Origin of the sequence: Arthrobacter sp. UYP6, assembly GCF_040547315.1 — a bacterium.
GTDB lineage: Bacteria > Actinomycetota > Actinomycetes > Actinomycetales > Micrococcaceae > Arthrobacter_B.
Genome location: NZ_JBEPPM010000018.1, coordinates 71,826 through 98,174, shown reverse-complemented (window position 1 = coordinate 98,174; position 26,349 = coordinate 71,826). Strand labels below are relative to the sequence as shown.

Below are 26,349 nucleotides of genomic sequence, written 5' to 3'. Positions count from 1 at the left end.
CCCCCCCCCCCCCCCACCCCCCCCCCCCCCCCCCCCCCCCCCCCCCCCCCCCCCCCCCCCCCCCCCCACCCCCCCCCCCCCCCCCCCCCCCCCCCCCCCCACCCCCCCCCCCCCCCCCCCGGGGGGGGGGGGGGGCCCCCGGGGCCCCCCCCCCTCCCTATTGCTTACCCTGCAGGCGGAGCTAGCCCCGGTGCGTCAGCTTGTTCCAACGAGCGCTCAGGCCCCACTTGGTGACGTTGGCCATTGCTTCAAAGACAATGTTTCCGCTCATCTTGGAAGCGCCAAACTCACGCTCCACGAACGTGATGGGGACTTCATGGATACGCAGGCCCAAGCGTGCCACACGGAAGGTCATGTCCACCTGGAAGCCATAGCCCACCGATTCCACGGCGCTGAGATCCAGCTTTTCCAGCGTGGTGCGGCGGAATGCGCGGAACCCTGCAGTGATGTCCCGGACTCCGATGCCGAGCATGAGGCGGGAGTAAGTGCTGCCGCCGCGGGACAGGATCTTGCGGTGGAGCGGCCAGTTGACCACGGAACCGCCCGGCACCCAGCGCGAGCCGATCACCAGATCGGCACCGTTCTCCGCGGCTTCCAGCAGCAGCGGCAGCTGCTCGGGCTTATGCGAGCCGTCCGCGTCCATCTCCACAAGGATGTCGTAGTCCCGCTCCAGGCCCCAGCGGAAGCCGGCAATGTAGGCTGCGCCGAGTCCTTCTTTTCCCTTGCGGTGCAGCACATGCACCTGCGGGTCTTTGGCAGCTATTTCATCCGCGTAGGCGCCGGTGCCGTCTGGGCTGTTATCGTCCGCGATCAGCACGTCCGAATCCGGAACCGCCAGGCGCAGCCGCTGCAGCGTCTTGGGCAGGGATTCAATCTCGTTGTAGGTCGGGATGATGGTCAGGACGCGCACGCAGAATGCCTTTCATTGGGGAGAGGCCGCGGGGACGCAGCCGGTGGGGTTCATACCCCGACAGGACTTCCCAGTATATGGGAGCCCCTGTGCTCTACCGCGCAGTGTCGTGTGCCGTGCCGGTCACATCACACTGCAGGGCACACCGGGCACACGTCGGGGCAGGTCCTTCCGCCTTCGGGCCAGAACCGGCCGAAACCGGAACTGTTTTCTACTGACGGCTGAACCTGCCCCTGGTGCGCACTTTGTACCGGCCCTGCACTTAGTATCCGCGGTGCAAAATACCTAGTGGTACTCCGCACCGGCATACACAGCGGTTTGCCGTGCTGGCTATTTCCCGGCACACGGCGGGCTCAGTTTCCTGAAGGCCCGCTGCGATTCCCCTAGCCTACGTGCTGGTGCGGATGTGTCAACAAGCCTCTGACTAGGCCTCTCATCTGTCAGCGCAGGTCAGACGGGCGTGCCGCCCCATCTTTATCTCCAGCGACGGTCAGAAACCTACTGCTCGGTAGAGTTCGCTGCCGTCGTGGACGGTCAGCAGGCAGCGCGGCTGATGAGCCGTGTCGAGGGCGGGAAGCAGCGGAGTCCCTGCCCGGGGATCGGTGCTCCACGCAGCCCCCTTCGCCTCAGGCGTCTGGACCATCAGTTCTTCGACCTCCCACACCGCGTAGGACGCCGGCGCTCCCGGTGCCAGCTGGCCCAGCATAAAGTTCCCCGAACTTGCCGCACGCCATCCGGCACGGGTGTGGCCAATGAAAGCCGCCCGTGCGGAAATCCGCTCCGCGGGATTCGAGTGGGACACTGCTGCGCGGACCGCGGCCCAGGGGTCCAGGGGCATTACTGGAGCGTCGGACCCCAGTGCCACCATGACCCCGGCCGACAACAGGGATGCCATGCGGTTCATGGAGCGGCTGCGGTCACCCAGCCGCTGCTCATAGAGGCCTCCGCTGGCACCCCAGACGGCGTCGAAGCCCGGCTGCATACTCGCCACCGCTCCATAGCGCACCAGCTCGGCAATGGCAGCGTCATCGGCCATCTCCACGTGTTCCAGGCGGTGGTGCGAGGCGCGGATCCGTTCCTCTCCCACGGCCTCGGCTGCAAGACGCAGTCCGGCAAGGACCGTATCCAGCCCGGCGTCGCCGATCACATGGAAACCGCCCTGGAGCCCGGCGCGGGTGGCAAGCTCCAGATGCCTTCCGGCCTGCTCAGGGGTCAGATACAGGGTGCCGGCGGTCTCGGGCGCATCCGCGTAGGGCGCGCGGAGGGCAGCAGTCCGGGCGCCAATGGAGCCATCCATGTTCAGGTCCCCGGCCAGCCCGCGGAGCCTGCCTTCAAAGGGCGCCGTAATCTCGGCCAGCTCCGTTTCAGACTCCACGAGCTGTCCCCAGTAAGGCAGCACTTGCGGCAGCGGATCTGTGCCAAGGGAACCTTCCAGACCCATAAGCTGGCGCAGGTCCTCGACGGGGGAAATGTGCGGGGCAGCCATTTCGGTCACGGCAATGATGCCCTGCGCGGCGGCATGCTTCAGCGCGGCCTGCTGGTAGCGGGAGCGCTGCACCAGGTCCAGGGAACGGGACGCTGTGCGTGCCAGGGTATGGGCGGCACGCACCACAAAACCGTTGTCCCAACCGTCATGCTCTGCAAGCTTCAGCTCTGCAGCGAGGGTCCCTGACACCACGGCACAGTGCACGTCAGTCCTGGCCAGATAGACGGGGCGGAACCCCGAGGCGGCGTCGAGTTCCGCTGCCGTGGGTACCCGGCGTTCGGGCCAGGAAGACTCGTCCCATCCGTAGCCCACAATGAGCCCGTCGGTTCCGGCGGCCGCCTTGGCCACCAGGTCCAGGAGCTCGGCCAGTGAGGCGGCCTCCGTGAGGTTCAGGGACGAGAGCGCAGCGCCGGTCTCGGTGATGTGGGCATGCGAGTCAACAAAACCGGGAGTGATGAGGGCACCCTGGAGGTCAACCACGGTCATTCTGGCATCCTGCAGCGACGTTGCGGCATGCTCCGAGCCAACCCACGCGATCGTGTCCCCCTCCACCAGCATTGCCGTGGCAAACGGATCTGCCGCACTGTAGACGGAACCATTGCGGTAAAGCGTCAGCTTGGAGCTGGTTGGAGTGGGGTTGGCGTTCAAGGACTCACCTGTTTTCTGTAGTGCTGGACGATACTGCCGCAGCCGGTCAGGGCACGGTTCGGGAAAGGACGCCGGCATCAGGGCCGGCGGGACAACGGACCGGGGTTACTCGCTGACTGCCGAATAGGCAACGACGCCGCGGCGGATCAGCCCAATGGCGTCGAGGCACCGCCGACGCAGTCCGCCGGGCAGATCCGGCACCTTGGCCAGCTGGTCCAGGAGGTCAATGACCTGTTTGGTCCACCGCACAAAGTCTCCGGCTGCCAGTTCGGTGCCGTTCAGGGCCAGCTGGAGGTGCTTGCCCTTGGCCCACTTGTACATGGGCCACACCAGGCCCAGCTCCGGCTCGCCGGTCTGCGGCAGCCGTTCGGACTCTTCAAGGTCGGTCAGCTCGGACCACTGCCGGATGATGATGTCCGTGGCCACCTCAAGGGAAACGCTGGGCAGCTTCGGTCGCAGTCCGCGTTCCTCTCGTTTCGCCTGGTACACCAGGACGGTGGCCAGCGCAGCCAGTTCGGCGGGATCGACGTCGTTGAAGGCACCGTTCTGCAGCGACAGAGCTATCAGCAGGTCCTTTTCTCCGTAGATACGGCGCAGCTTCTGGCCGCGCGGGGTCACGACCACCCGCCCGGCGTCGTCCGGGGCCACGTATCCGTAGCGGCCCAGGACGTCGCACACCCGGTCGAATGTCTTGGCGATGGTGTTGGTGCGCCCGCGGATCTGCGCCGCTAGAGTATCCGTCTCCCGGCGCAGCTTCCACCAGCGCTCCGCCCACCGCGCGTGGTTCTCCCGGTCGCTGCAGCCGTGGCAGGGGTGTGCGCGCATTTTCCGGCGCAACTCGGTGATCGCACGCTCCTGCCGGTCGCTGCCGCCAATATGCAGGGCGCCGCCACGCGCCGCAGCCGCCCGCGGGGGCCGGTGGTCGTGCAGGGCGTTGCGGACCGATGAGGCCAGGTCGCGGCGGTCCTTGGCGGCCCGGGAATTGAAGGACTTGGGGATCCGGATGTGCGAGACAGTCTCCACGGCACCATCCAGTTCGGAGGCGGTGATGCGGCGAATCTGCTTGTCTTCGGTCAGTACTGTGGTCTTCGCCTCTCTGCCGGGCTGGGCATCCTGCGGCAGCACCACTGCATAACCCGAATTGCGGCCGCCCGGAATGAGAATCACGTCCCCTTGGACCAGGCCATCCAATGAGGCGGCGACGGCGGAACGGCGGTCCCGTGCGTGCGATTTCGATGCCTGTGCCTCGAGGTCGGACAGTTCCCTGCGAAGTGCTGAATACTCGGTGAAATCCCCCAGATGGCAGGTCATGGCCTTTTCGTAGCCGGCCAGGGATTCCTCCCGCGACCGGACCTGCTTCGCCAGCCCAACCACCGAGCGGTCGGCCTGGAACTGGGCAAAAGAGGACTCCAGGATTTCCCGCGACCGCTCGCGGCCAAACTGGGCCATCAGGTTAATGCTCATGTTGTAGGTGGGACGGAAGCTGGAGTTCAGCGGATAGGTCCGCCGGGAGGCAAGTCCGGCAACAGCGGCAGGGTCGGTGCCTGGCTGCCACAGGACCACCGCATGCCCCTCGACGTCGATGCCGCGTCGTCCGGCGCGTCCGGTGAGCTGGGTGTACTCCCCCGCTGTGATGTCCACGTGGGCTTCGCCGTTGAACTTATCCAGCTTCTCCAGAACTACGGTGCGCGCCGGCATATTGATACCCAGGGCCAGGGTTTCCGTGGCGAAGACTGCGCGGACCAGGCCGGCGGTGAAGAGCCGTTCCACTACTTCCTTGAAGGTAGGCAGCATGCCGGCGTGGTGGGCTGCAAACCCGCGGATCAGTCCCTCACGCCAGGTCCAGAAGCCCAGCACCTCCAGGTCCTCCTCCGGAATATCCTGGCTGGCTTCATCAACAATGCGGGCAATGGCGGTGCGTTCGGATTCGCTGGTCAGCCAGAGGCCCGAGTCCACACACTGGCGCACGGCGCCGTCACAGCCGTTGCGCGAAAAAATGAAAGTGATGGCCGGAAGCAGGCCGCGCTTCTCCAGCTGGGCAATGACGGCCGGGCGGGATGCCTTCGGAATCCTGCTGATGGGCGGGCCGGAATGTCCGCGGCGGGAGGTGTCGCGGCGGCTGCTGTGCGAGGATCCGCGGGAGCCGCCCCAATGACCGCCGTGGCCGCGCTGGTTGATCCGCGATTCGGCGCGCGCCAGCTCCATGAGCTCAGGGTTCACCCGGTAGCGTTCCTGGACGCCGGCAGGCTGCGCCGGTTCCGCTGCTTCGTCAAAGGACACATCGGACTCGAAAAGGTCCATGATGTCCCGGCCCACCATGACGTGCTGCCACAGCGGCACGGGCCGGTGTTCGGACACCACCACGTCCGTGTCGCCCCGGACGGTGTCCAGCCACGCGCCAAACTCCTCAGCGTTGGAGACGGTGGCACTGAGGGAAACCAACTGCACGTCTGAGCGCAGGTGGATGATGACTTCCTCCCAGACTGCCCCGCGGAACCGGTCCGCCAGGTAGTGCACTTCATCCATCACTACGTAGCCCAGCTCGTCCAGGGTGGAGGAGTTCGAGTACAGCATGTTACGCAGGACTTCAGTGGTCATGACCACCACGTCCGCGTCCGGATTGATGCTGGTGTCTCCTGTGAGCAGACCCACCCGCTCGGATCCGTAGGAGGCGGACAGTTCAAGATACTTCTGGTTACTGAGGGCCTTGATGGGAGTTGTGTAAAACGCCTTCAGGCCGCGTTCCAGGGCCATGTAGACGGCAAACTCCCCCACCACCGTCTTCCCGGCCCCGGTCGGGGCGGCCACGAGGACGCCGCGGCCGGCTTCGACGGACCGGCAAGCCTCTGATTGGAAGGGATCAAGGTCAAAGCCCAGTTGCTGCTCAAAGACTGCCAGGTGGGTCTTGGAGTGCTCGGCACGTTCTTTCGCGGCCAGGTACCGCTCCGACGGGGAAGTCATCTTCCCAGCCTAGACTCTGTGGGGGCCGCACCGCGCCTTTGAGGGTGTTGCTCCGCCTTGGGCTGAACCCGAAGTGCTGCCCGCCGGGGCGCTGGCCCATCCGTTCCTTGCCGCCCGTTGCAGCGCCGGAGTTGCTACAGATTTTCGAGCGGCGTTGCCGAATTGGCGTTCTGGCTGACCGCAGCCTCCCGGGCGGCTTTCCTGCGGTCCCGGCGCTTATCGTTGAGCAGACATACTCCCACGGCCACACCGAAGAGCAGCAGCAGCGGGGCCGCCATGTAGAACATGGTGAGCGCGTCGCCGCCCGGTGCCGCCATGGCGGCGAACACACAAATCATGAAGAGGGTGATCCGCCAGTACTTGATGATCATTTTTCCCGGCAGGATTCCGATCATGTTCAGTCCCACCAGCACCACGGGAATCAGGAACGCGATGCCGAAGGCGAGCAGGAGACGGAGCACAAATGCCAGGTAAACGCTGGCGGTAATAACGTTGGCGCTGCCTTCCGGCGTAAAGCCGGTGAGTACGTCGATGGCACTGGGCAGAAGGATCCAGGCCAGTGCAACACCACCCAAAAACAGCGGCACCGATGCCGCCATGAACCCGAGGGCCATGCGACGTTCTTTCGTCTTCAGGCCGGGCGTGATGAAGGCCCACAACTGGTACAGCCAAACGGGGCAGGAAAGCAGCAGTCCGATGAACACGGACACCTGGATCATCTGGTCAAAGGGCGTTGCCACGCCCTCGAAGTTGATCGTGGCAAACCTGCCGTCCTGATTGCCTACGTCAAGGACCGGACGTGTCAGCGCATTGAAGACCGGCATGTACAGGAAGAAGCCCGCCACCGTTCCCAGGATCACGGCTATGCCGGCCTTGACCAGTCGGTTGCGGGCTTCCCGCAGGTGTTCCTTGAGGGCCATCCGCCCTTCAGGGTTGGATTTGCGCCCTTGGGTCAGCGCCACGGCCGTTACAGGCTGGTGGGCGGGTTACCCGCGGGGCGGTGGTCCGTTCCGGGGGTTCCCGGAGATGACGGAGGCGTCGGGTTCGCCGGAGTCCCGGTGGCCGACGGGTTATTGACGATGCGTCCCTCCACCGGGTCTTCATCAGTGGCTGCCGGCTTGTTTTCATCCTGCATCTGCCGCACCTCGGACTTGAAGATGCGCAGGGACTGTCCAACGCTGCGGGCGAGGCCGGGCAGCTTGGGAGCGCCGAAGAGCAGAAGAGCCAGAATGACCAGAATTACAATGTGCCAGCCTTGAATGCCGTTGAACATGCCGGTGTCCTTTCGTTTTGACACAGTCTACTTTAGAGATCTGGGAAGTCCCGCAGGGCCCGGGGTTGGCCGTTGGCCAGGCGTCGGTCGATCCGCCGCTCCCGGCGCCGGTCCTTCCGTGTCTCTTTTCCTTCTTCGTAGCGGGCCCTGACCAGGATGGGATCCTCGAAGATTCCGAGTTCCTGCTCCGGCGTTCCCGCCATGGGCCCAACCGTTGCCGGGACCGAAACACCCAGAGCGGATACAGCGCTCTCCGCTTCACGCAGAGCGGCCATCAGCTTGCGGAAGATCCGCCAGCCAACCAGGGCATAAAAGGCTGCAGCGGCGACAATAAGCGCCGCCCATATCAAAATCCAGGACCACCAAGGCATAGTTCCAGCATAGTGCGGGGAATGCGCAGGCCCGGCATCGCCCCTCCCATCGGGCAGAACCGGCAGTCCAAAGCGGCGGCGCAGCGCGTCAGCCCTGCTGCGCCTCCGGCGGATAGTTGGCCAGGGCCTCCCGCAGCCACTGCGCGGCTTCCGCGCGCACATCCGCCGGTTCGGCGACGGCGGCAGACCCGCCTTGGCGGGCCATGAAGCCCGGAATCCAACGGGTGTTTCCCACCCGCAGCTCCACGGCAATACGGCCACGGGACAGCTCGGCGCGGCGAACGGCGTCGTACGCGCTTTCCACCCAGCTGGCGGAAGGCTCGAGCACGAGAGTCACCAGGACATCCTCCGAGCCGGGCCGGAAAAGGCTGGAGGGAAAGGCAGCATCCGGGTCGGGCCCCTGCCAGGACGCCGGACCGGAATCAGTGACATCGTGGATGCGGTCCACCCGAAAGTTCCGCACCCCCTCGGAACGGTGGCACCAGGCTTCGAGGTACCAGCGGTCATCGACGGAGAAAAGCCTGCGCGGATCCACGGTGCGCTCCGTCACCTCGTCGCGGCTGGCCACCAGATACTTTAGGGTCAGCTGGCGGCGGCCGGTGACGGCTTGCTGCAGCGTATCCAGGACGCCGGAGTTTCCCCGGGGTTCCGCCAGCCGGGCTGCGACCGCGGCACCCACCCCGCTGGCTTCCCCGGCGGCTTCGCTGAGTTTCTCCAGCGCGCTGGCCAGCCCCGGCGCATTGCCGACACCCGGCAGGGAGGACAGCGTCTGTAGCCCCACAATCAGCGCGGCGGCTTCGTCCATTCCCAGCCGGACCGGCTCGGAGAGGTCTTCGGCATTGTCAATGTAAATCTGACCGTTCTCAAAGTTCACGTCCATCAGCCCGTTGGGATAGTGGCGGGGGCCGCTCACGAACAGCAGGTTCAGGTCGCTGGCCAGCTGGGCAACGCTCACGCCGAAGCGGCGTGCTGTCTGCTCCAGATCCGCTCCCTGGTTGCCCAGGACGTATGGCACCAGATCCAACAGACGCGTGAGGTGGCTCTGCGCGGCGGTGGAACTGGCCGCCGGCGCTTCACCCCGGCGGACCAGGCTAAATGCGGGCACGGGTTTGTCCTGCGCTTCATAGGCGCCCCGGAGCAGGTCGGCAACGGCCGAACGGTATTCCGGCGGGTGGACGGCAACGGCCCGGGGTCCCAGGGCAGCCGTGTCCGCGGCCAGGGCGTCCAGGTCCGGAACGGTGAGCGTCAGCTCCTCCCAGCCGGCGGCCTCTGCGGGAACCGGTGCCGCATCAGCGCGCAGCCGCAGTTCCGCTGCAGCGCCTTCCTGCACCCGCACCACCGCCGTGACCGGAGCAAAGACCTGGTCCAGGGAAGCCAGCGAGGCTTCAATGCTGAAGGCCTCCGGCAGCTCATAGCTGCCCTCGCCGAAGCTCACCGGCGTCGTCATCCGTGAGAGTCGGAAGAAACGCTCGGCCCGGCGGTCCGTGTCCCATCCCACGACGTACCAGTGGCCAAATCTGCTGCCCATGCCCCACGGTTGCAGGTGGCGCACGGTGCTGCGCCGCCGTCGGGCCGGTTTTGCGGCGCCCGAACCGGCGCTGCCGCTGCGGACAGCCGGACGGTAGCCGAAGGAAATGGGGGTGCGAGTGGTCGTGGCTTTCCAGACGGCCTCGAAATTGGGATCGTTGGTGCGGATGCGCGGCTGGAGGGGGCTGGCTGCGGCGTCCTCGGCTACTACGCCGCGGGCCTGGAGCTTGCGCAGGGCCCGTGCCGCCGCAGATCCCAGCGCGGCTTGTTCCCACATGCTGGCGGCCAGCGCCAGGACGGCCGACTCTTCAGGAGTGAAGCGCACTCCGGGCAGACGGTACTGATCCGCCCGGATGCGGTAGCGGCGAACCGAATTGTCCTGGTCATAGAGAGTTTCCTCACTGTAGGACTCCACGGGAATTCCCTGCTCGCGCAGGAAGGCCTTGTCCCGGTCGAAGAGCTTTTCCCGGGAAGCAGTGGTGGGTGCCTCTCCGTACAGCTCGATCTCTTCGAAAAGTTCGTGTTTTGTGAAACCCCTGCGGGTGGACAGCAGCGCAATCACAAGGTTCAGGAGGCGTTCGGTTCTGTTGGCGGACACGGAAGCCAATCTACCGCGCTCCGGCGCACGTGCGGACCGCCGGGGATGGCGGAAGCCGGGATTCCGGGCACGAAAAAGGCCGGCCCGCTACTGCGGGCCGGCCCTGGTTCGCGGGAGGTCCGGACTAGCGGACGCCCAGCAGATCAACCACGAAGATCAGCGATTCACCGGGGGCAACGGCCGAACCCGCGCCGCGGTCGCCGTACGCCATGTGTGCGGGAATCTCCAGCCGGCGTCGCCCGCCCACCTTCATACCCAGCAGGCCCTGGTCCCAGCCCTGGATAACCTGGCCGACTCCAACCTTGAAGTCCAGCGGGGTGCCGCGGTTCCACGATGCGTCGAACTCTTCGCCTGTGGAAAAAGCAACTCCGACGTAGTGGGTTGAAACGGTATTCCCGGCCTTGGCCTCCGGTCCGTCACCCACCACAAGGTCTTCGATCACGAGGTCCGTGGGGGCCTCGTGGTCCGGAAAATCGATTTCCGGCTTCTGTCGGTCATATTCACGCTTACCAAATGACATGGTGCTCCTCGCTGCGGCGGTTTCCCGCGTTGATGCTGTGTTCAGCTCTTACGCTACTTGACTTCCTGGATGTCCACGACAAACACCAGCGGACCGGACGGCTGCGCACTGTTTCCGGCGGGATCACCGTACGCCAGCTCGGTCGGAAGAACCAGCAGAACCTTGGAGCCGGCCTTCTGACCGTTCAGACCGTAGGTCCAGCCGGAAATAACGCCGTCAAGCGGGAATTCCGAGGCCTCGCCCCGGTCGTAGCTGGAATCGAAGGACGAGCCGTCGCGGAAACTGACGCCCAGGTAGTTTGCCTTGACGGTGCTGGTCTCTGTCAGGGCAGCGCCGTCGCCCTCTTCGAGGACCTTCACAATGAGTTTCCCGGGCTCTTCCGCGCCTTCGGGAATTTCCACTGCAGGAACGCCGTCTTCACCAAAGGTCACCTTGGGGAGCTTGCCTTCTTCGTCCAGGGCTGCCACGTCGTCCTGGCTCATCAGCAGGGTGCCGTCAGCATTGCGGGCAGCTGCCTCATCCTTGTCCAGCATCGGCACCGTGTCCTGGGCGCTCAGTACGTTAAGCACCATTACCTGAGTGGGCTGCTTCTCGGCGGTCTCTGAATCGGTCGCCTGCGCCTGCGCATCAGGATAGGCATAAGCGATCTGTGAGCCGACCTTGGCCCCAAGCAGGACCTCGTACAGGACCGGGTCTTGTTCCTTGAGCTGATCGTTGACCGGTAGGGCCGAGGCGCCCTGCGTGTACGTGTCGCCAAGGACGCTCGCGTCATCGGCGTTCAACGCCACGAACTTGAAGGTGATGCTCTGCCCTTCGGCAATCGTGTCGCCGTCGCCCGTATGCACGATCTTGGCGGCACTTTCCGTGATGTCCAGCGGGGCATCAAACTCCACCTCGGGAGCGGTCTCCTGGTCTTCGATCTTGACCTTCACGGAGTCAAAGACTCCGGCCTGGCCCGCAGACTTGCCCTCTTCCGCGCCGGAGCAGGCAGACAGGAAGAGCAGGGCGGACAAACTTATGGCTAATACTTTTCGCACACTACTTCTTTCAGTGGTGGACAGATGGGTCCGCAGTCAACCCGGTTCAGCCGGGTTCAGGGCGCGGACAGTTCCCTCAAGCGTATCGTTTCTGCCTGAGTGCTGCCTTAGCGGCAGCCGGGCACAGTGATAAGCGGGAAATCCGCCCGTAGCGGGCGCCTCTACAGTGTCGCCAGGAGGGCCTCCACCCGCTCGTCCACTGCGGCGAACGGGTCCTTGCACAGGACCGTCTGCTGCGCCCGGTCGTTGAGTTTAAGGTGAACCCAGTCCACCGTGAAATCACGGTTGGCTGCCTTGGCCCTGCGGACAAAATCCCCGCGCAGCTTCGCCCGGGTGCTCTGCGGCGGGACATCCACGGCCTCCTTGACGTGGCTGTCCTCAACCACCCGCGCCGTTTCTCCGCGGGACTGCAGCAGATAGAAGAGCCCGCGCCGCCGGGAAATGTCATGGTAGGTCAGGTCCAGCTGCGCCAGCCGTGGCGACGTCAGATCAAGGGAATTACGATCCGCATATCGGTCAACGAGCTTCTTCTTGATTGCCCAGTCAATTTCAGTGTCAATTCCCGAGGTGTCCTGGGACTCGATCGCATCCAAGGTGCGTTCCCACAAGTCAAGCACCCGGGGAACGTGGCGGTTGTGGGCGCCGTTGGCTGCCACAAAGTCCTGGACCCGGGCCAGATAGACACGCTGCAGCTCAAGTGCGGTCATGGTGGTGCCGTTGGCCAGCTTCAACGGCATTTGGCCCGTGAGATCGTGGGAGATCTCGCGGATGCTCCGGATGGGGTTCTCCAGCCGGAGGTCCCGAAGGATCCCACCCGCTTCAATGACGCGGAGCATCAGGTCCACGGAACCGACCTTGAGCAGCGTAGTGGTCTCGGACATGTTGGAGTCCCCGGCGATGACGTGCAGGCGTCGGTAATGCTCAGCGTCGGCGTGCGGTTCGTCGCGGGTGTTGATGATGGGACGTGACCGGGTGGTTGCGGAGGAGACGCCTTCCCAAATGTGGTCTGCCCGCTGGGAGAAGGCATAGAGGGATCCGGATTGGGTCTTCAGTACCTTGCCCGCACCAACCAGCAGCTGCCGGGTGACGAGGAATGGAATCAGGATGTCCGCCAGGCGGGAGAACTCCAGACGCCGGGGAATAAGGTAGTTTTCGTGGCTTCCGTAGGAGTTCCCGGCGGAATCAGTATTGTTCTTGAACAGGTAAACGCTGCCGTTGAATCCTTCAGCCCGCAAACGGTCCTCCGCCTCCTCAACGAGGTCGTCAAGAATCAGTTCGCCGGCGCGATCGTGGGCAACGAGCTGCGCCAGGTCATCGCATTCGGCGGTGGCGTATTCCGGATGGGACCCCACATCAAGGTACAAGCGGGAGCCATTGGTCAAAAAGACGTTGGAGGACCGGCCCCAGCTGACCACCTTCCGAAACAGGTAACGGGCCACTTCCTCGGGCGATAGGGGGCGGGAATCCGGGCCCGAATAGGCGATCCCGAACTCTGTTTCGATTCCAAAGATCCTGCGGTCCATCAGTCTCCCTCCGGGCCGGACAGCAAGCGGTCCAGCTCCACCGTATTGATCCTTCGGAACGCCCGCACCGTACCCCGGGACGACAGGGGGTTCCGGTCCAGGACTGCCACTTCCAGCAGACCGGCGCCCAGCTGTTGAGGCTCCGCCCGGGCACTATCGCCGGTGGTGCCGTAACCGGAGGAACCGTTGGCTGATGCCGGCTCTGCCGGAGCCCGGGTGGCGGACAGGGCGGCAACCGCAGTGCGGATGGCTTCGGGAAACCCGGTGTCCTGGTTCCAGCTTCGGGCCAGGGCCTCGTTGACCACGTCCGCCTGCCCGCCCATGACCACGTAGTTGCTTTCATCGGCGATCGAGCCGTCGAAGGTAAGGCGGTAAAGGTGGTCGGCGTAGGGCTCGGCCCCCACCTCGGCCACAGCCAGCTCCACCTCGAACGGTTTCCCCTCCGTTGTGAAGACGGAGCCAAGACTTTGCGCGTAGACGCTTGCCAGCCCGCGGGCTGAGACATCGTCGCGGGAGTAGGAGTATCCGCGGACATCGGCATAGCGGACACCGGCCTGGCGCAGGCTCTCGAACTCGTTGTACTTGCCGACGGCCGCAAACCCGATCCGGTCATAGATCTCGCCGAGTTTATGCAGCGACGGCGAGGGGTTCTCCGCCACCAGCGCGATGCCGTCCCGGCAGGTAAGAACCACAACGGAACGTCCCCTGGCGATGCCTTTCCGGGCAAAGTCCGCCCGGTCCTTCATCAGCTGTTCGGGGGACACATAGAATTGCTGCGTCATGGTCATCCCTCCAGTCCAGCTGCGGAACGGCGGTTGACCAGTTCCTGCGCCCTGATGTGCAGTTCACGCTCCGGGATCTCCCGGTTCCCGGCGCTATTGACCACGTAGACCACCGGCCACAGCTTGCGGACCAGGTCCGGTCCCCCGGTGGCGGAGTCGTCGTCGGCAGCGTCGTACAGCGCTTCGACGGCGACGGCTACGGCCTGCTCCTCGTCAAGTCCCGGCCGCCACAGTTTCTTGAGCGCTCCGCGGGCAAAGGCAGACCCGGAGCCCACGCTGTGGAATTCGTACTCCTCATAGCGGCCGCCTGTCACGTCGTAAGAGAACAGCCGGCCAAGATGGCGTTCCGTGTCGTAACCGGCAAACAGCGGAACCACCGCAAGCCCCTGCAGGGCCAACGGAAGGTTAGAGCGAACCATCGCCGCGAGCCGGTTGGACTTGCCGTCCAGGCTCATGGGGGTCCCCTCGATCTTGTCGTAGTGCTCCAGTTCAACCTGGAACAGCCGAATCATGTCGATCGCCAGTCCGGCGGTGCCGGCAATGCCCACCACCGAGTAGCTGTCCGCCGGAAAGACCTTCTTGATGTGTCGGCTGGCGATCAGGTTGCCCATGGTTGCCCGCCGGTCCCCGGCCATCAGAACTCCGCCGGCGTACGTCAGGGCAACAATGGTGGTGGCCTGCGGCGCCGCCGCCGATGCCGAACCGGCCGGGGCGGTGCCCAGCCGGCGGGACGAAGGCAGAAGCTGAGGGTGATGGCGGGCAAGATGGTCGCTGAAGGACGGTGGAGCTGCTCCGTTAACCGCTTCTGCGGGGTCCCAATGGGTCATCCGTTACTGTCCGCCCTTTTGAATGAAGCCCCGGACAAATTCCTCGGCATTGTTTTCCAGGACGCCGTCGATTTCATCCAGGAGGTCGTCCACGCCCTCGGTTTGTGCGGAGGCTCCGGCTTCGGGATCGGCTGTGGGAGGCGAGGTCTCCTCCAGCTCCTCCTCCTCGCTGTGGGCTCCGGTGTTCCTGCGGTCCTGGGTTGCCATGATGACTGCCTTCCTTGGCCGGCATTCGGCCCTGTGACGGGTCCTGACTGGTCCTGACCCGAACTGCTAGTGCCTATGGTGCCACGCTATGTTCGGGACCGGACAGGAGTCGGGTGACAAAATCCTCCGCATCGGTGGATACTTCGAATAACTCCTCGGTCAGGGCCCGTGTTCCCTTCAGCGGTTCACGGGTGGGAATCCGCTGCAGGCGTCGGTGCGAAGGCAGTTCGAAGATAATCGAGTCCCAGCTGGCACCGACCACCTGGTGGGGAAAGCGGCTGACACATCTGCCGCGGAAGTAGGCGCGGGTGTCATCCGGGGGCTCCGTTACGGCGCGCGCGATCTCCTGATCAGTGAGAATCCGTTCCATCTGTCCCCGCGCCGCCAGCCGGTAGTAGAGGCCCTTCTCAGGCCGCATGTCCGAATACTGCAGATCCACCAGGTGCAGGCGGGCATCAGACCAGGCCAAAGAATCGCGGTCCCGGTAGGCCTGCATCAGTTTCAGCTTGGCGACCCAGTCCACTGAGGCGGCCGCTTCCAGGGGGTCCCGTTTGAGCGTGCCAACCAGGGAGGTCCAGCGAGTGAGGATGTCCTCCGTTTCTGCGTCCGCTCCGCGGCTGCGGCAGTGCCTCGCCGCAGCCTCCAGGTAGATTTCCTGCAGGTCCAGCCCGGACACCATGCGGCCGTCCTTGAGTTCCACCAGCTGCTGCAGGGCGGGGTCGTGACTGATGGCCCGGAGGGAACCCACCGGATCCCGCAGTTCCACCTCCGGGGCGGTGCCCTCCTCGATCATGGACAACACAATGGACGTGGTGCCCACCTTGAGCAGCGCAGACACCTCGCTCAGGTTTGCGTCCCCGATGATGACGTGCAGCCGGCGGTATTTTTCCGCCACGGCGTGGGGCTCGTCGCGGGTATTGACGATGGGACGGCGGATGGTGGTTTCCAGCCCCACCTCCGCTTCAAAGAAATCGGCCCGCTGGCTCAGCTGGTAGCCCTGGCGCTGGTTGTTGGTTCCGATGCCCACCCGGCCGGAGCCTACAATCACCTGCCTGCTGACGAAGAACGGCACCAGTCCCCGTACCAGATCCGTAAACGGGACGCTGCGCGGCACGAGGTAGTTCTCGTGGGATCCGTACGATGCCCCCTTGCTGTCGGTGTTGTTCTTATAAAGATTCACCGGCGAAAAACCCGGGGCGGCGGCGATGTGCCGCATCGCCGCCAGTACGACGGCGTCCCCGGCTTTGTCCCACAGCACCGCATCGCGCGGTGTGGTGACTTCAGGTGAGGAATACTCTGGATGGGCGTGGTCCACGTAAAGCCGGGCACCATTGGAGAGCACCATGTTCATCAGCACAGGGTTGTCGCTGGTCTGCTCGCCGTAGAGGGCGGCCGGGCCGCCTCCCTCCAGGGCGATTTGCTCCGCGTCCAGTACCGGCGGTGCATCAGTCAGCTGGGTCGGGTCGGCTGCGGTGCGGGGCACGGCAAAGCCCCTGGCGTCATTCAGCGGTGCTTCGTCCGTGTAATCCCAGCGGGTTCCGGAAAAATTTCCCATGCCGCTGCGCCGCGAGGCGGCATAGGCGTTGATGATCTGGCTGGACAGGACGGTCGCGTTTGCTGCGGGCAGGGCCGGGGCGAGGACTCCGTACTCGGTCTCCGTACCCATGACACGGCGCACACTCACAGATACTGCCCGGGGTTGGCGGCGGTTTCGATGGTGCGTCCGGGTTCCTGCCCGGCCTTGCCCTGGATGATGGTGCGGATGTAGGTGATGCGCTCGCCCTTCTTGCCGGAAATACGTGCCCAATCGTCCGGGTTGGTGGTGTTGGGCATGTCCTCATGCTCGCGGAATTCATCCACTACCGCCCGCATCAGATGATCGATCCGCAGGCCCCGCTGATGCAGGGTCAACAGGTCCTTGATGGCGTACTTCTTGGCCCGGTCCACCACGTTCTGGATGACGGCCCCGGAGTTGAAGTCCTTGAAGTACAGCATCTCGGTGTCACCGTTGGCATAGGTGACTTCCAGGTATTCGTTGGACTTGTCCTCGGCGTACATCTTTTCCACGGTCCGGCGGATCATCTCCCGGACGGTCATCTGAGGGTCATAGCCGTTCTCCGCCAGGTCGTCGCGGTGCAGCGGCAGATCGGGAGTGAGGTATTTGGCAAAGATTTCCGCGGCACCCTCAGCGTCCGGGCGCAGGATTTTGATCTTCACGTCCAGCCGGCCCGGCCGCAGGATAGCCGGATCTATCATGTCCTCGCGGTTGGAGGCACCGATGACAATGACGTTCTCCAGCTTCTCGACGCCGTCGATTTCCGAGAGCAGCTGGGGAACAATGGTGGTTTCGACGTCCGAGGAAATGCCGGTGCCGCGGGTACGGAAGAGTGAGTCCATTTCGTCGAAGAAGACCACCACGGGGCTGCCGCCGGAGGCCTTTTCGCGGGCGCGGGCGAAGATGAGCCGGATGTGCCGCTCAGTCTCCCCCACGTACTTGTCCAGCAGCTCGGGGCCTTTGATGTTCAGGAAATAGCTGCGGGTTCCCAGGGATCCGGTCTGCTCCATGACCCGGGCGGCCAGCGAGTGGGCCACCGCCTTGGCGATCAGGGTCTTGCCGCAGCCGGGAGGGCCGTACAGCAGGATTCCTTTGGGCGCCTTGAGTCCGTGCTCCCGGTAAAGGTCAGGGTGCAGGAACGGCAGCTCCACGGCGTCCCTGATCTGCTCTATCTGGGGGCCCAGGCCGCCAATGTCCGAGTAGGAGATGTCCGGAACTTCTTCCAGGACCAGGTTCTCCACCTCGCTGCGCGGAACCTTCTCCAACGCATATCCGATCCGGGTGTCCACCGTAAGGGCGTCTCCCACCCGTACCTTCTCGGCTTCCAACGGACCGTTGAGGCGGACCACCCGCTCGTCGTCGGCACGGCCGATCACCAGGCACCGGTCCCGGCCAAGGAGTTCCTTCACAGTGAACAGTTCACCGCTGCGTTCGAAGCCCAGCGAGGCAACGGCAACCAGCGATTCGTTCAGGAGCACTTCCTGGCCCGGAACAATCTGGTGCATATCCAGCAGGGGGCTGACGGAAACACGGAGCTTCCGCCCCGACTGGATGATGTCCAGGCTGTCCTGCACGGACGCGGTTGTTGTCCTGCCCCGGCTGGCCGGGGACCGGTGGTTGACAGCGATCACCGTGGCGAAGCTGAAGGGCGTGGCGCCCTCCTTATCGAGGGCGTCCTTCAGACGGACAATCTCCGCCTTCGCCGTCTCCAGCATCGCCACCAAACGTGCATTGTTGTGGGTCAGGGCCGCTAACTGCCGGTCCACGTTCCGTAGCTTGTCCCGCAGCACGTTCACTTGCGGAGAATCTGTGCCCGGAACTCCCGAGCCGCGGATGTATTCGCGCGGATCTTCGGCCCCGGAATCGACGGTGTTCTCTGCTTCAGCCATGGTTGCGACCACCTTCACGTTGCGCAGGGTCTCTAGCTTCGACGATAACCCAGCAACGCGGCCAATACACCGGATGCAACCTCTTGTGTTTGCCGGATCGGCACTTATCCACCGACCCGATTGCGGCTAGGGGTTTTCCGGCGTAACGTCCTGATCCGCGTTGTACTTTTCTGCGTTTTCCAGTGCACCGCGCTGCACCTTGGAGCTGGCATCGCGGGCGGCACGACGTAGCTTATGCGCTGACACTTCGCGCTCCCCCACGGCTGCCGGAGTCCAGGCGTTGAGGTCCTCCTCGCTGAAATTGGTCTTCGAGGCACGCCGCTTGGGCACCAGGCCGGTGGCACCTTCGGCCAGTCGGCGGGCGGTCAACAGGAAACCGGTGTGGGCCACCATGCGGTGGTCCGGGCGGACAGCCAGGCCCTCAAGATGCCAGCCGCGGACCATGGACTCCCAGCCGTCCGGCTCGGTAAACCGACCGTCGGCGCGGATGGCCTCAGCAGTGCGGGAGAGCTGGGTGACGGTCGCCACGTAGGAGATCCAGACGCCGCCGGGGGCCAGCACAGTAGCAACAGCATCGGTGCATTCCCAGGGCGCCAGCATGTCCAGGACCACCCGGTCCACGCTGCCCGGCTCTTCCGTGCGGACAACCTGTTCCTGGAAGTCGCCAAGAGTGATGTTCCAGGCGGGGTGAGGCCCGCCAAAGAAGGTCTCCACGTTACCCCGGGCGATGTCCGCGAATTCTTCGCGCCGCTCGAAGGAATGCAACGACCCATGATCCCCCACCGCACGAAGCAGCGAGATGCTCAGGGCTCCGGATCCAACGCCGGCTTCCACCACGCGTGCACCGGGATAGATATCTGCCATCGTGACAATCTGGCCGGCATCCTTCGGGTAAACGACGGCGGCACCGCGCGGCATCGAGAGCACAAAATCGGAGAGCAGGGGCCGCAGGACCTGGTACTGGTGGCCCGTCGTGTTTGCCACGATGGTGCCCTCAGGCTTTCCGATGATCGTCTCGTGCGGAAGGAACCCGCGGTGCGTGTGGAAGGCACCGCCCTCGGTCAGGGTGATCGTGTTGCGGCGGCCTTTTTCGTCGGTGAGCTGGACGCGCTCCCCCGGACGCAGCGGGCCCCGGCGGTGTTCGGCGCCGTGGGGAGCTGTAGCGGCAGTCTGGCCCGGAGTCTCCGAGTTCATGGGTAACGTTCCTTTGGATCGAGTGGAGCTGGTATTAAGGGAAAAGTCGGCTCCGGGAAAGGGATCCGGCCTTAGGATTTGGGCGGCCGGGGCCTTGCCGGCCTGGCCGAGATGGCGTCCAGGACAATGCCCTGGGTCAGAAGCCCCACCACAGCACCGTCGCGGTCAATCACCGCATACTCGCTGCCCTGAAGTTTAGCGAGATAGTCCACCAGTTCTGAACCTGCAGCGGCCACAGGGACGTAGGCACCGGGGGCCAGAGTCCGGGCCGCGGCGTCCACCGGGGTTAAGTCGGCAAGATGATCCGGGACCAGCGCCAGCGCGCCGGTGTCAGCAATGGCCCAGGGCTGGCCGGTGGGCGCGGTGATGACGAGAGCCGGATCGGCAGGAACTGCGAGCAGTTCCCTGGCGCTTGACACTGTGGACCCGGAGGGTACTGAGACTGCCGGCCGCATCAGGGCGGCGGCGGTGATTTGCGGAAGCCTGAGGCGCATGCGGGCATTCTGGATGCTGGCCCCGGCCCCCATCCAGAGGAATCCGGAAACAAGTGCGGTAAGCAGGATCACCTGCAGATCAGGGGCATTCCCCCTGAGATACGGGGGTATCACGACGGCGGCTGCAAGGGCGGCGGCGATGATGCGTCCGGCATAACCGGCCGCCACCGTGCCCTTGTCCTGGGAGCCGGTTGCCTTCCACACCGCTGATTCAACGATTCGGCCGCCGTCCAGGGGCAGTCCCGGAAGGATGTTGAAAATCGCCACCAGCAGGTTGGCCCAGACGAAAATCTCCGCGAGGAGAGTCGCCACGGGGTTCAGCGGGGCGCCGGCGAGCACAAGCCACCCCGCACCGGCAAGGACAAAGTTGGCCGCCGGCCCGGCCAGGGCCACCAGCAGGGAGCGTCCGGGGGTCGAATGGACAGCGCCGAACTGGGTGTGTCCGCCCCACAGCGTGAGGACGATTTTCGCCGTCGGCCAGCGGTATCCCCTGGCGGTCAGCGCGTGGGCGAGTTCGTGGACCAGTACCGATACCAGGAGCAGGAGCGCGTACCCCAAAGCCACGGCGTAAGCACCTGAACCAAGGTAGGGAAAGTTGCGCCGAACCAGCGGACCGAAGAACACCACAATGAACGCGGCGATAATGAACCAGGAATACGCCAGATAGATGGGTACCCCGGCGATCCGGCCCAGTGGTATCCCGTCGCGGACCGGTGCCGGGGTTCCGGCGCCCGGGCCTGCACTCAACGCGAGGCTCCGGCTGACGCGGCGGAGACCAGAAAGGTCAGATCCGCAGCGGTCCTTCCGGCCAGGGTATCCCAGTCGTGCCTGCCTTCATCCGGGGGCAGCGGGAGGAAATGCGGCACAGCTAGGGTCACCAGACCGGCCGCCCGGGCCGAAGTGACCCCGGGAAAGGAATCCTCGATCGCTACAACCCGGTCCTTGGACAGATCCGGAACCAGCTCCGAGAGCCGGTCAAACGCCAGCTGGTAGGGCTCGGGATGGGGCTTGCCCTGCCGGACCATGTCTCCGGTGACCACGAAAGTGAAGGTTCCGGCCGGCAGCTGGCCGCAGACTTCCTTGGCAAGCACAGGTTCGGACATGGTGACCATGACGCAGGGAACACCGGTTTCGCCCAATTCGGCGAGCAGCTCGCGTGCTCCGGGACGCCAGGGAACCTGGATGCGGACCTTGGCCGTTACTTCGCCGATCAGCCGATCAATAATTTCCCGGACCGTCAGGGGCACGCCCGCGTTCTGCAGCAGGCCGGCACCATGGGTCAGGGCCTGGCCCACCATGGCCTCGGCGTCGGAATCAGTCCACGTGCCGCCGTAGCTGCGCACCAGGTCTTTCTCCGCCTGAATCCAGTATGGTTCCGTGTCCACGATCGTTCCGTCCATGTCCCACAACACCGCTTGAAGCGGGCCGGGTGCTGGGCAGATCTGCTGGGCATTCGGGACAGAAGAAGACATGTGTTCCAGTCTACTGGGCAGCGGCGCCCGGGTTTGCTTTGCTCTGAGCATAGGGCTGCCCGCGGTCCTGACAACTCCGCGTGCTGGACATAGGGTGAATCTGTGAGCAATACCGACGAAACCCCTCCAGTGGGCCTCCAGGATTTTTTTGGCGCTTCCTCCGAGCGCACCACTGTCATGCTGGCGGCCTTTGAAGGCTGGAACGACGCCGGCGAAGCGGCCAGCGACGCGATCAAATTCCTGAGCATGTTTTGGGAAAGCGAGAAAATCGCCAGCCTGAACGCGGATGAATACTACGATTTCCAGTTCACCCGCCCGGTCATTGAACGGCTGGCGTCGGGAGAGAAGCGCATCAAGTGGCCCACCACCCGTATTTCCCGCGCCGAGGTCCCCCACAGCAACCTGGATGTGATCTTTGTATCCGGAGTTGAACCCTCCTATAAATGGCGCGCGTACACCGCCGAGCTGATTGCGCTGGCCAAGGAACTGGAAGTGGACTGTATTGTCCTCGCCGGCGCACTGCTGGCCGATGTGCCGCACACCCGCCCTATTCCCGTGACAGCAACCTGCGAGGACAGCGATCTGCGCGAGGAACTGAAGGTGGAGTCCTCACATTATGAGGGTCCCATCGGCATTGTGGGGGTGCTGGCGGAGATGGCCGGTCTGGCCGATATTCCCACTGTTTCCCTGTGGGCGGCGGTGCCGCACTACGTGGGGCACTCCCCCTCTCCCAAGGCCCAGCTGTCCCTGCTGCACCGGATCGAGGAACTGCTCCAGGCACCGCTGGACACAGCGCTGCTCACGGATGAAGCCGATGCCTGGGAGCGCGGTGTTGATGAGCTCGCCACCGATGACCCCGAGATCGCCGCATACGTGCGCCAGCTTGAAGAAGCCAAGGACACGGCTGAGCTGCCTGAGGCCAGCGGAGAGTCGATAGCCCGCGAGTTTGAGCGCTACCTCAAACGCCGCCGACGCGACTAACCCGCCGGCGGCACGTGGTGCAGGATTCCGCGGATTAAAGCCTGATTCCCAGCAGGGCGTCGACCGCCAACGCTGCCAGGGCTGCGCCGTCGGCGTCCTGATCCGTGGCCGAGGTGCCCGCGGCGGGCTGTTCCGCAGCTGAGCGCGCCCAGGCGTCCACTGCCGCCAGTGCGGCCGGCGCATCAAGGTCATCGGCCAGGGCGGTGCGTACTTCGGCCAGCATCTGCTTCGCCTGGGACAGACCAGTCAGCGGCAGTGCGCGGCGCCAGCGGCAGAGGCGCTCTTCCGCGGAGGTCAGCTGCTCAGCGGTCCAGAACCAGTCGGTGCGGTAGTGGTGGCTGAGCAGGACGGCGCGGATGGCGGCCGGGTCGGTGCCCTGGCTGCGCAGCGCGGAGACCAGGACCAGATTGCCGAGGGACTTGCTCATCTTCTCACCGTCCAGTCCAACCATCCCGGCGTGGGCGTAATGGCGCGCCAGCGGAGTCCCGCTGCAGGCGTAGGCGTGCCCCGCGCTCATTTCATGGTGCGGAAAGACCAGGTCCGAGCCGCCGGCCTGGACCGTAAACGGAGCCGGCAGGAAGCGCTGGGCGATCACCGAACATTCGATGTGCCACCCCGGTCGGCCCGCCCCCAGGGACGCCCCGTCCCAGAACGGCTCACCGGTACGCTGAACGCGCCACAGCAGCGGATCCAGTGCATTGCGCTTGCCCGGACGCTGCGGATCTCCGCCCCGTTCGGCGAACACCGGCAGCATCTGTTCGGGGCTCAGCCCGGAAACGCTGCCAAGCCGCCAGGCATCGGCATCCTCCGGATCAAGCTCGGCGGCCGCATCAACGGAAAAGTAAACGTCGCCGTCGGGCTCGGAGCCCTCCCCCGGAACCCGGTACGCAATGCCGCGGCGCAGGAGATCCTCCACCACGGGCACAATCCATTCAACGGATTCCACTGCGCCGATGTAGTGATCCGGAGCGAGGACGTTGAGGGCTTCCATGTCGTCACGGAAAAGCTGGGTCTGTTCCAGGGCAAGCGTCCGCCAGTCCAGGCCTCTGGCATTGGCGCGTTCGAGCAGCGGATCGTCGACGTCCGTGACGTTCTGCACGTAGCGGACCGTGTTCCCGGCGTCCCGCCACTGCCGGTTCAACAGGTCAAAGGCCACATAGGTGGAGGCATGCCCCATGTGGGTGGCGTCATAGGGGGTGATTCCGCAGACGTAAATGCTCGCCTCACCGCCGGTTCGCACCGGAACGGTGCGGCGCCGGGCCGTGTCATAGAGAACCACATCAGGCGAGTTTCCGGGAAGGACGGGCAGGGGGGAGTTTTTCCACGCAATCACAGGCTCAACTCTACGTTCCGTTTTAGGCGCTCAGCACATCCAGGCCGAGCAGGATGTAGATCACGACGCCGAGAAGGATCCGGTACCAGACAAAAAGGCTGTAGCTGCGGCTGGAAATGTAGCGCAGGAACCAGCCAATGATGACAAACCCCACAACGAAGGCAACCAGGGTGGCACCGGCCGTCTCCAGGCCGCCGTAGACCATGGGTTCATCCTCGTTCAGCGACTTGAGCAGCTGGAAAATCCCACTGCCAAAGACCGCGGGAATCGCCAGGAGGAAGGCGTAGCGGGCTGCAGCCTCCCTGGTGTAGCCCATGAACAGGCCCGCAGTGATGGTTCCGCCGGAACGGCTGACCCCGGGGATCAGGGCCAGGGCCTGGGCAAGCCCGTAGAGGATCCCGTGCTTGTAGGTGAGCTGGTCCAGGCGGCGCTGCTGCTTCCCCACCGCGTCTGCAATGGCAAGGATGACGCCGAAGACAATCAGCATGGTGGCAACAACCCACAGACTGCGGAAGGTGCTTTCAATCTGGTCCTGGAAGAGCAGGCCAAGAATCACAATCGGCAGCGTGCCGATAATGATCAGCCAGCCCATGCGGGCGTCCGGATCATTGCGCGGCACACGCCCGCTCAGTGAGGCGAACCAGGCCTTCACAATCCGGACGATGTCCTTCCAGAAATAGACAGCCACAGCCGTCTCCGTGCCAAGCTGCGTAATGGCGGTGAAGGCCGCTCCCGGATCCTGGGCACCGGGCAGCAGCTCACCCACAATCCGCAGATGCGCGCTGGAGGAGATGGGAAGAAATTCAGTCAGGCCTTGAATGAGACCGAGGAAGAGCGCTTCAAACCAATTCACAAGGAATTACTCTAGGCCACCGGCGAAGACTCCCTGTGCGCCGGCTCAGGAGACGGGCCGTGACAGGGACTGCGCCATCGCTTCCGGCGCGGCGGCGCTCAGGGGTTTTCTAGGACCCCGGCTGCATACCCGAGGAAGGCTCACTGGCCCCCTCGCCGTTGTCCTCGAATCCGACGTCGAACTCGTCATCATCGTCTTCGTAGATCTCCAGCGGGGTGACCTCGCCGTAGGCGTCATAGAGGACTTCTTCGTAAACCTCAAAGGCATCCGCAACGGCCAGATACGCCGCTTCCACCATCGGGTCCTTGTCCCCGCGGCGCTGCGAGGACGCCGTCAAGTGCTCTTCAAGTGCGGCCACAAGGGATTGGAGCGCCACGTGCGGATCTATGCTCATGCCCTAGACGTTAGCGGTAAAGTGAGCAAAATTGGAGGGAAATGCGAGAACAAATTCTTCGGCCAGGCGTGCGCCGGCCAGACGAAAACGTCCGGGACTACGAGTACCTGGTGGTATCTGTGAACCCCTCAGATTCAATCTCCGAGGCCCGCAGGATCATCACCGAACACGCTGAATACGGCAAGTGGGAGCTGCAGCGCAGCTGCATCTACCGCGGCGGAGCGCGCAGGTTCTGGCTGCGCAGGCGCATCATGCGGGTCCGCCGCACTGCCTGATCCGGGACCCGGCGGCAACCGGCCGTATTTGTATCAGCCGGCCTGTTCCGGCAGCGGCCCCAGCCAGACGTTGGCAACCGAGGCGTGCACCGCGTCCTCGCTGGAGGGATGGAAGATCCCGGCGAGCACGTCGCGGTAGAGCCGTTCCAGTTCAGCCCCCTTGGAATAGCTCCGGCCGCCGGCCACCCGCACCGCGGTTTCCACGACGGCACGCGCAGTTTCAGTGGTCCGGTACTTTAGTGCGGACAGCCGCGGAAACCACAGGCTGCCGTGGTCCGCGCCCTCTTCCAGGTCGCGGGCTATGGCTTCGAGCTGCGGATGGATCCCGTCCATCCGGATGGCCGCATCGGCGACCTTCCAGCGCGTGTGGGGATCGTGGGCGCCGCTGCCGCCGGCCGCCGTCGTACGCTGTTGCGCCGCCTGAACCGCCAGCTCGACGGCGCGGTCCCCCACCCCCGTGTACACGGCCGAGAGCAGGGTTTCGAAGAGCGCAAAGATGCCGAACACAAAGGCATCGGAGTGCGGGCCCACCGGAGTTTTGCGGACCAGCTGGCCGGCCGAGAGGACAGCATGGTCCAGGACGGTGGTGCAGGACTGGCTGGCCCTCATGCCCATGGTGTTCCAGTCATCCTTGCTGGTGATCCCTGCGGTCCCCCGCGGCGCGAAGCCAAAGACCAGCCGCGGTTCGTCGGGCTCGGAATCGTCGCGTCCAAAAATCCCCAGCCGGGTCCACGCCGGAGAAAGGCTGGTGAAGATCTTTGTGCCGGTGAACGCATAGGAGCCGTTTCCCTGCGGCACTGCCGCCGTCTTCGAATCAAAGAGCACGGCGGGATTGCCCGGTTCCGAAACGCCGAAGGCGTACACCTCGCCCTTAACTGCGTCGTTGAGGATGAAATCCAGGGAATGATCTCCGCGCAGTGCCAGCAGGTGGGCCACCCCGCACCAGACGTGGTGCATGTTGATGGCCAATGCGGTGGCGGGCGCGGCCATGGCCAGCAGGCGCTGGGCCTGGACCACCTGCAAAATGGTGAAACCGGCGCCGCCCGCTGCCTGCGGGGCGAACATGGCCAGGTAACCTGCGCTGCGCAGGTCCTCCAGATCTTCAGTGAAGAAGCGGTTGTCGCGGTCGTAGCCTGCAGCCCGTCCGCGCAGGCGTTCCAGGAGTTCGGAGGAGAGGATGTCGGTGACGTTCATGCGGCGGTCTTTCCTTGTGCAGGTCTTTTGAGGCTGGGATAACTT

General features: G+C 64.7%; 24 protein-coding genes. 2 read left to right on the top strand and 22 right to left on the bottom strand.

Annotated features, from left to right (window positions below):
* Positions 1 to 181 precede the first annotated feature (181 nt).
* The 18 genes from ABIB35_RS15035 to ABIB35_RS14950 form a co-directional block, all read right to left on the bottom strand.
* Complete coding sequence (locus ABIB35_RS15035; RefSeq protein WP_354182533.1) at positions 182 to 910, bottom strand: polyprenol monophosphomannose synthase; 729 nt, start codon at positions 908 to 910, stop codon at positions 182 to 184.
* A gap of 490 nt (positions 911 to 1,400) precedes the next feature.
* Entirely contained in the window at positions 1,401 to 3,122 is a 1,722-nt protein-coding gene (locus ABIB35_RS15030) for an amidohydrolase (protein WP_502915803.1), read from the bottom strand.
* Between the two features lie 27 nt (positions 3,123 to 3,149).
* Positions 3,150 to 6,005 (bottom strand): DEAD/DEAH box helicase, encoded by a 2,856-nt coding sequence (locus ABIB35_RS15025; RefSeq protein ID WP_354182531.1) that lies wholly within the window; start codon positions 6,003 to 6,005, stop codon positions 3,150 to 3,152.
* A gap of 134 nt (positions 6,006 to 6,139) precedes the next feature.
* Positions 6,140 to 6,967 carry a twin-arginine translocase subunit TatC gene (gene tatC, locus ABIB35_RS15020; RefSeq protein WP_354182530.1) on the bottom strand — a complete coding sequence of 276 codons (828 nt, stop codon included), beginning with the start codon at positions 6,965 to 6,967 and terminating at the stop codon, positions 6,140 to 6,142.
* Positions 6,968 to 6,972: 5 nt separating this feature from the next.
* The gene (tatA, locus tag ABIB35_RS15015) at positions 6,973 to 7,278 is read right to left on the bottom strand and encodes a Sec-independent protein translocase subunit TatA (RefSeq protein WP_354182529.1); all 306 of its coding nucleotides are present in this window, start codon (positions 7,276 to 7,278) and stop codon (positions 6,973 to 6,975) included.
* A 32-nt stretch (positions 7,279 to 7,310) separates the two neighbouring features.
* Positions 7,311 to 7,649, bottom strand: coding sequence for a hypothetical protein (locus ABIB35_RS15010; RefSeq protein WP_354182528.1), 339 nt, complete (start codon positions 7,647 to 7,649; stop codon positions 7,311 to 7,313).
* An 88-nt stretch (positions 7,650 to 7,737) separates the two neighbouring features.
* A complete protein-coding gene (locus ABIB35_RS15005; protein WP_354182527.1) occupies positions 7,738 to 9,774 on the bottom strand; it encodes a helix-turn-helix transcriptional regulator in 2,037 nt (678 codons plus the stop codon).
* A 124-nt stretch (positions 9,775 to 9,898) separates the two neighbouring features.
* Positions 9,899 to 10,294 (bottom strand): FKBP-type peptidyl-prolyl cis-trans isomerase, encoded by a 396-nt coding sequence (locus ABIB35_RS15000; protein ID WP_354182526.1) that lies wholly within the window; start codon positions 10,292 to 10,294, stop codon positions 9,899 to 9,901.
* A gap of 53 nt (positions 10,295 to 10,347) precedes the next feature.
* The gene (locus ABIB35_RS14995; RefSeq protein WP_354182525.1) at positions 10,348 to 11,331 is read right to left on the bottom strand and encodes an FKBP-type peptidyl-prolyl cis-trans isomerase; all 984 of its coding nucleotides are present in this window, start codon (positions 11,329 to 11,331) and stop codon (positions 10,348 to 10,350) included.
* 161 nt (positions 11,332 to 11,492) lie between these two features.
* A complete protein-coding gene (pafA, locus tag ABIB35_RS14990) occupies positions 11,493 to 12,854 on the bottom strand; it encodes a Pup--protein ligase (protein ID WP_354182524.1) in 1,362 nt (453 codons plus the stop codon).
* On the bottom strand, positions 12,854 to 13,636 hold the full coding sequence (gene prcA / locus ABIB35_RS14985; RefSeq protein WP_354182523.1) for a proteasome subunit alpha: 783 nt from the start codon (positions 13,634 to 13,636) through the stop codon (positions 12,854 to 12,856). The genes pafA and prcA overlap by 1 nt, the downstream gene beginning before the upstream one ends.
* Before the next feature lie 2 nt (positions 13,637 to 13,638).
* Positions 13,639 to 14,463: a proteasome subunit beta gene (gene prcB / locus ABIB35_RS14980; protein WP_354182522.1), complete on the bottom strand. Its 825-nt coding sequence runs from the start codon at positions 14,461 to 14,463 to the stop codon at positions 13,639 to 13,641.
* 3 nt (positions 14,464 to 14,466) lie between these two features.
* On the bottom strand, positions 14,467 to 14,670 hold the full coding sequence (locus ABIB35_RS14975; RefSeq protein ID WP_354182521.1) for a ubiquitin-like protein Pup: 204 nt from the start codon (positions 14,668 to 14,670) through the stop codon (positions 14,467 to 14,469).
* Between the two features lie 73 nt (positions 14,671 to 14,743).
* On the bottom strand, positions 14,744 to 16,336 hold the full coding sequence (gene dop, locus ABIB35_RS14970) for a depupylase/deamidase Dop (protein ID WP_354182537.1): 1,593 nt from the start codon (positions 16,334 to 16,336) through the stop codon (positions 14,744 to 14,746).
* Positions 16,337 to 16,350: 14 nt separating this feature from the next.
* The gene (arc, locus tag ABIB35_RS14965) at positions 16,351 to 18,114 is read right to left on the bottom strand and encodes a proteasome ATPase (RefSeq protein ID WP_502915802.1); all 1,764 of its coding nucleotides are present in this window, start codon (positions 18,112 to 18,114) and stop codon (positions 16,351 to 16,353) included.
* A gap of 126 nt (positions 18,115 to 18,240) precedes the next feature.
* Entirely contained in the window at positions 18,241 to 19,308 is a 1,068-nt protein-coding gene (locus ABIB35_RS14960) for a tRNA (adenine-N1)-methyltransferase (protein ID WP_354182520.1), read from the bottom strand.
* A gap of 71 nt (positions 19,309 to 19,379) precedes the next feature.
* Positions 19,380 to 20,549, bottom strand: coding sequence for a site-2 protease family protein (locus ABIB35_RS14955; protein WP_354182519.1), 1,170 nt, complete (start codon positions 20,547 to 20,549; stop codon positions 19,380 to 19,382).
* Positions 20,546 to 21,274, bottom strand: a complete 729-nt coding sequence (locus ABIB35_RS14950; protein ID WP_354182518.1) for an HAD family hydrolase — start codon at positions 21,272 to 21,274, stop codon at positions 20,546 to 20,548. Before ABIB35_RS14950 ends, ABIB35_RS14955 begins: the two co-directional genes overlap by 4 nt.
* 102 nt (positions 21,275 to 21,376) lie before the next feature.
* On the opposite strand from ABIB35_RS14950, the gene ABIB35_RS14945 reads away from it, so the two are divergent.
* Entirely contained in the window at positions 21,377 to 22,255 is an 879-nt protein-coding gene (locus ABIB35_RS14945; RefSeq protein WP_502915801.1) for a PAC2 family protein, read from the top strand.
* Positions 22,256 to 22,289: 34 nt separating this feature from the next.
* Here the strand turns inward: ABIB35_RS14945 and mshC are convergent, their stop codons facing one another.
* The 3 genes from mshC to ABIB35_RS14930 all read right to left on the bottom strand — a co-directional run bounded on the left by mshC (position 22,290) and on the right by ABIB35_RS14930 (position 24,835).
* Positions 22,290 to 23,588: a cysteine--1-D-myo-inosityl 2-amino-2-deoxy-alpha-D-glucopyranoside ligase gene (gene mshC, locus ABIB35_RS14940; protein ID WP_354182517.1), complete on the bottom strand. Its 1,299-nt coding sequence runs from the start codon at positions 23,586 to 23,588 to the stop codon at positions 22,290 to 22,292.
* Positions 23,589 to 23,610: 22 nt separating this feature from the next.
* Complete coding sequence (locus ABIB35_RS14935; RefSeq protein WP_354182516.1) at positions 23,611 to 24,441, bottom strand: undecaprenyl-diphosphate phosphatase; 831 nt, start codon at positions 24,439 to 24,441, stop codon at positions 23,611 to 23,613.
* 109 nt (positions 24,442 to 24,550) lie between these two features.
* Positions 24,551 to 24,835 (bottom strand): hypothetical protein, encoded by a 285-nt coding sequence (locus ABIB35_RS14930; RefSeq protein WP_354182515.1) that lies wholly within the window; start codon positions 24,833 to 24,835, stop codon positions 24,551 to 24,553.
* Between the two features lie 41 nt (positions 24,836 to 24,876).
* Between ABIB35_RS14930 and ABIB35_RS14925 the strand changes: the two genes are divergently transcribed.
* Positions 24,877 to 25,110, top strand: a complete 234-nt coding sequence (locus ABIB35_RS14925; protein ID WP_354182514.1) for a DUF5703 family protein — start codon at positions 24,877 to 24,879, stop codon at positions 25,108 to 25,110.
* 33 nt (positions 25,111 to 25,143) lie between these two features.
* Here ABIB35_RS14925 and ABIB35_RS14920 read toward each other — a convergent pair whose 3' ends face one another.
* The gene (locus tag ABIB35_RS14920; protein ID WP_354182513.1) at positions 25,144 to 26,304 is read right to left on the bottom strand and encodes an acyl-CoA dehydrogenase family protein; all 1,161 of its coding nucleotides are present in this window, start codon (positions 26,302 to 26,304) and stop codon (positions 25,144 to 25,146) included.
* Between the last annotated feature and the right edge of the window lie 45 nt (positions 26,305 to 26,349).

Excerpts from the sequence above, each read along its gene's own strand:
- ABIB35_RS15030 (WP_502915803.1), bottom strand. The coding sequence starts at position 3,122 with ATGCCGGCGTCCTTTCCCGAACCGTGCCCTGACCGGCTGCGGCAGTAT.
- ABIB35_RS15025 (WP_354182531.1), bottom strand. The coding sequence starts at position 6,005 with ATGACTTCCCCGTCGGAGCGGTACCTGGCCGCGAAAGAACGTGCCGAG.
- tatA (WP_354182529.1), bottom strand. The coding sequence starts at position 7,278 with ATGTTCAACGGCATTCAAGGCTGGCACATTGTAATTCTGGTCATTCTG.
- ABIB35_RS15010 (WP_354182528.1), bottom strand. The coding sequence starts at position 7,649 with ATGCCTTGGTGGTCCTGGATTTTGATATGGGCGGCGCTTATTGTCGCC.
- ABIB35_RS15000 (WP_354182526.1), bottom strand. The coding sequence starts at position 10,294 with ATGTCATTTGGTAAGCGTGAATATGACCGACAGAAGCCGGAAATCGAT.
- pafA (WP_354182524.1), bottom strand. The coding sequence starts at position 12,854 with ATGGACCGCAGGATCTTTGGAATCGAAACAGAGTTCGGGATCGCCTAT.
- prcA (WP_354182523.1), bottom strand. The coding sequence starts at position 13,636 with ATGACGCAGCAATTCTATGTGTCCCCCGAACAGCTGATGAAGGACCGG.
- prcB (WP_354182522.1), bottom strand. The coding sequence starts at position 14,463 with ATGACCCATTGGGACCCCGCAGAAGCGGTTAACGGAGCAGCTCCACCG.
- ABIB35_RS14975 (WP_354182521.1), bottom strand. The coding sequence starts at position 14,670 with ATGGCAACCCAGGACCGCAGGAACACCGGAGCCCACAGCGAGGAGGAG.
- dop (WP_354182537.1), bottom strand. The coding sequence starts at position 16,336 with ATGGGTACGGAGACCGAGTACGGAGTCCTCGCCCCGGCCCTGCCCGCA.
- arc (WP_502915802.1), bottom strand. The coding sequence starts at position 18,114 with ATGGCTGAAGCAGAGAACACCGTCGATTCCGGGGCCGAAGATCCGCGC.
- ABIB35_RS14960 (WP_354182520.1), bottom strand. The coding sequence starts at position 19,308 with ATGAACTCGGAGACTCCGGGCCAGACTGCCGCTACAGCTCCCCACGGC.
- ABIB35_RS14950 (WP_354182518.1), bottom strand. The coding sequence starts at position 21,274 with ATGTCTTCTTCTGTCCCGAATGCCCAGCAGATCTGCCCAGCACCCGGC.
- ABIB35_RS14930 (WP_354182515.1), bottom strand. The coding sequence starts at position 24,835 with ATGAGCATAGATCCGCACGTGGCGCTCCAATCCCTTGTGGCCGCACTT.
- ABIB35_RS14925 (WP_354182514.1), top strand. The coding sequence starts at position 24,877 with ATGCGAGAACAAATTCTTCGGCCAGGCGTGCGCCGGCCAGACGAAAAC.
- ABIB35_RS14920 (WP_354182513.1), bottom strand. The coding sequence starts at position 26,304 with ATGAACGTCACCGACATCCTCTCCTCCGAACTCCTGGAACGCCTGCGC.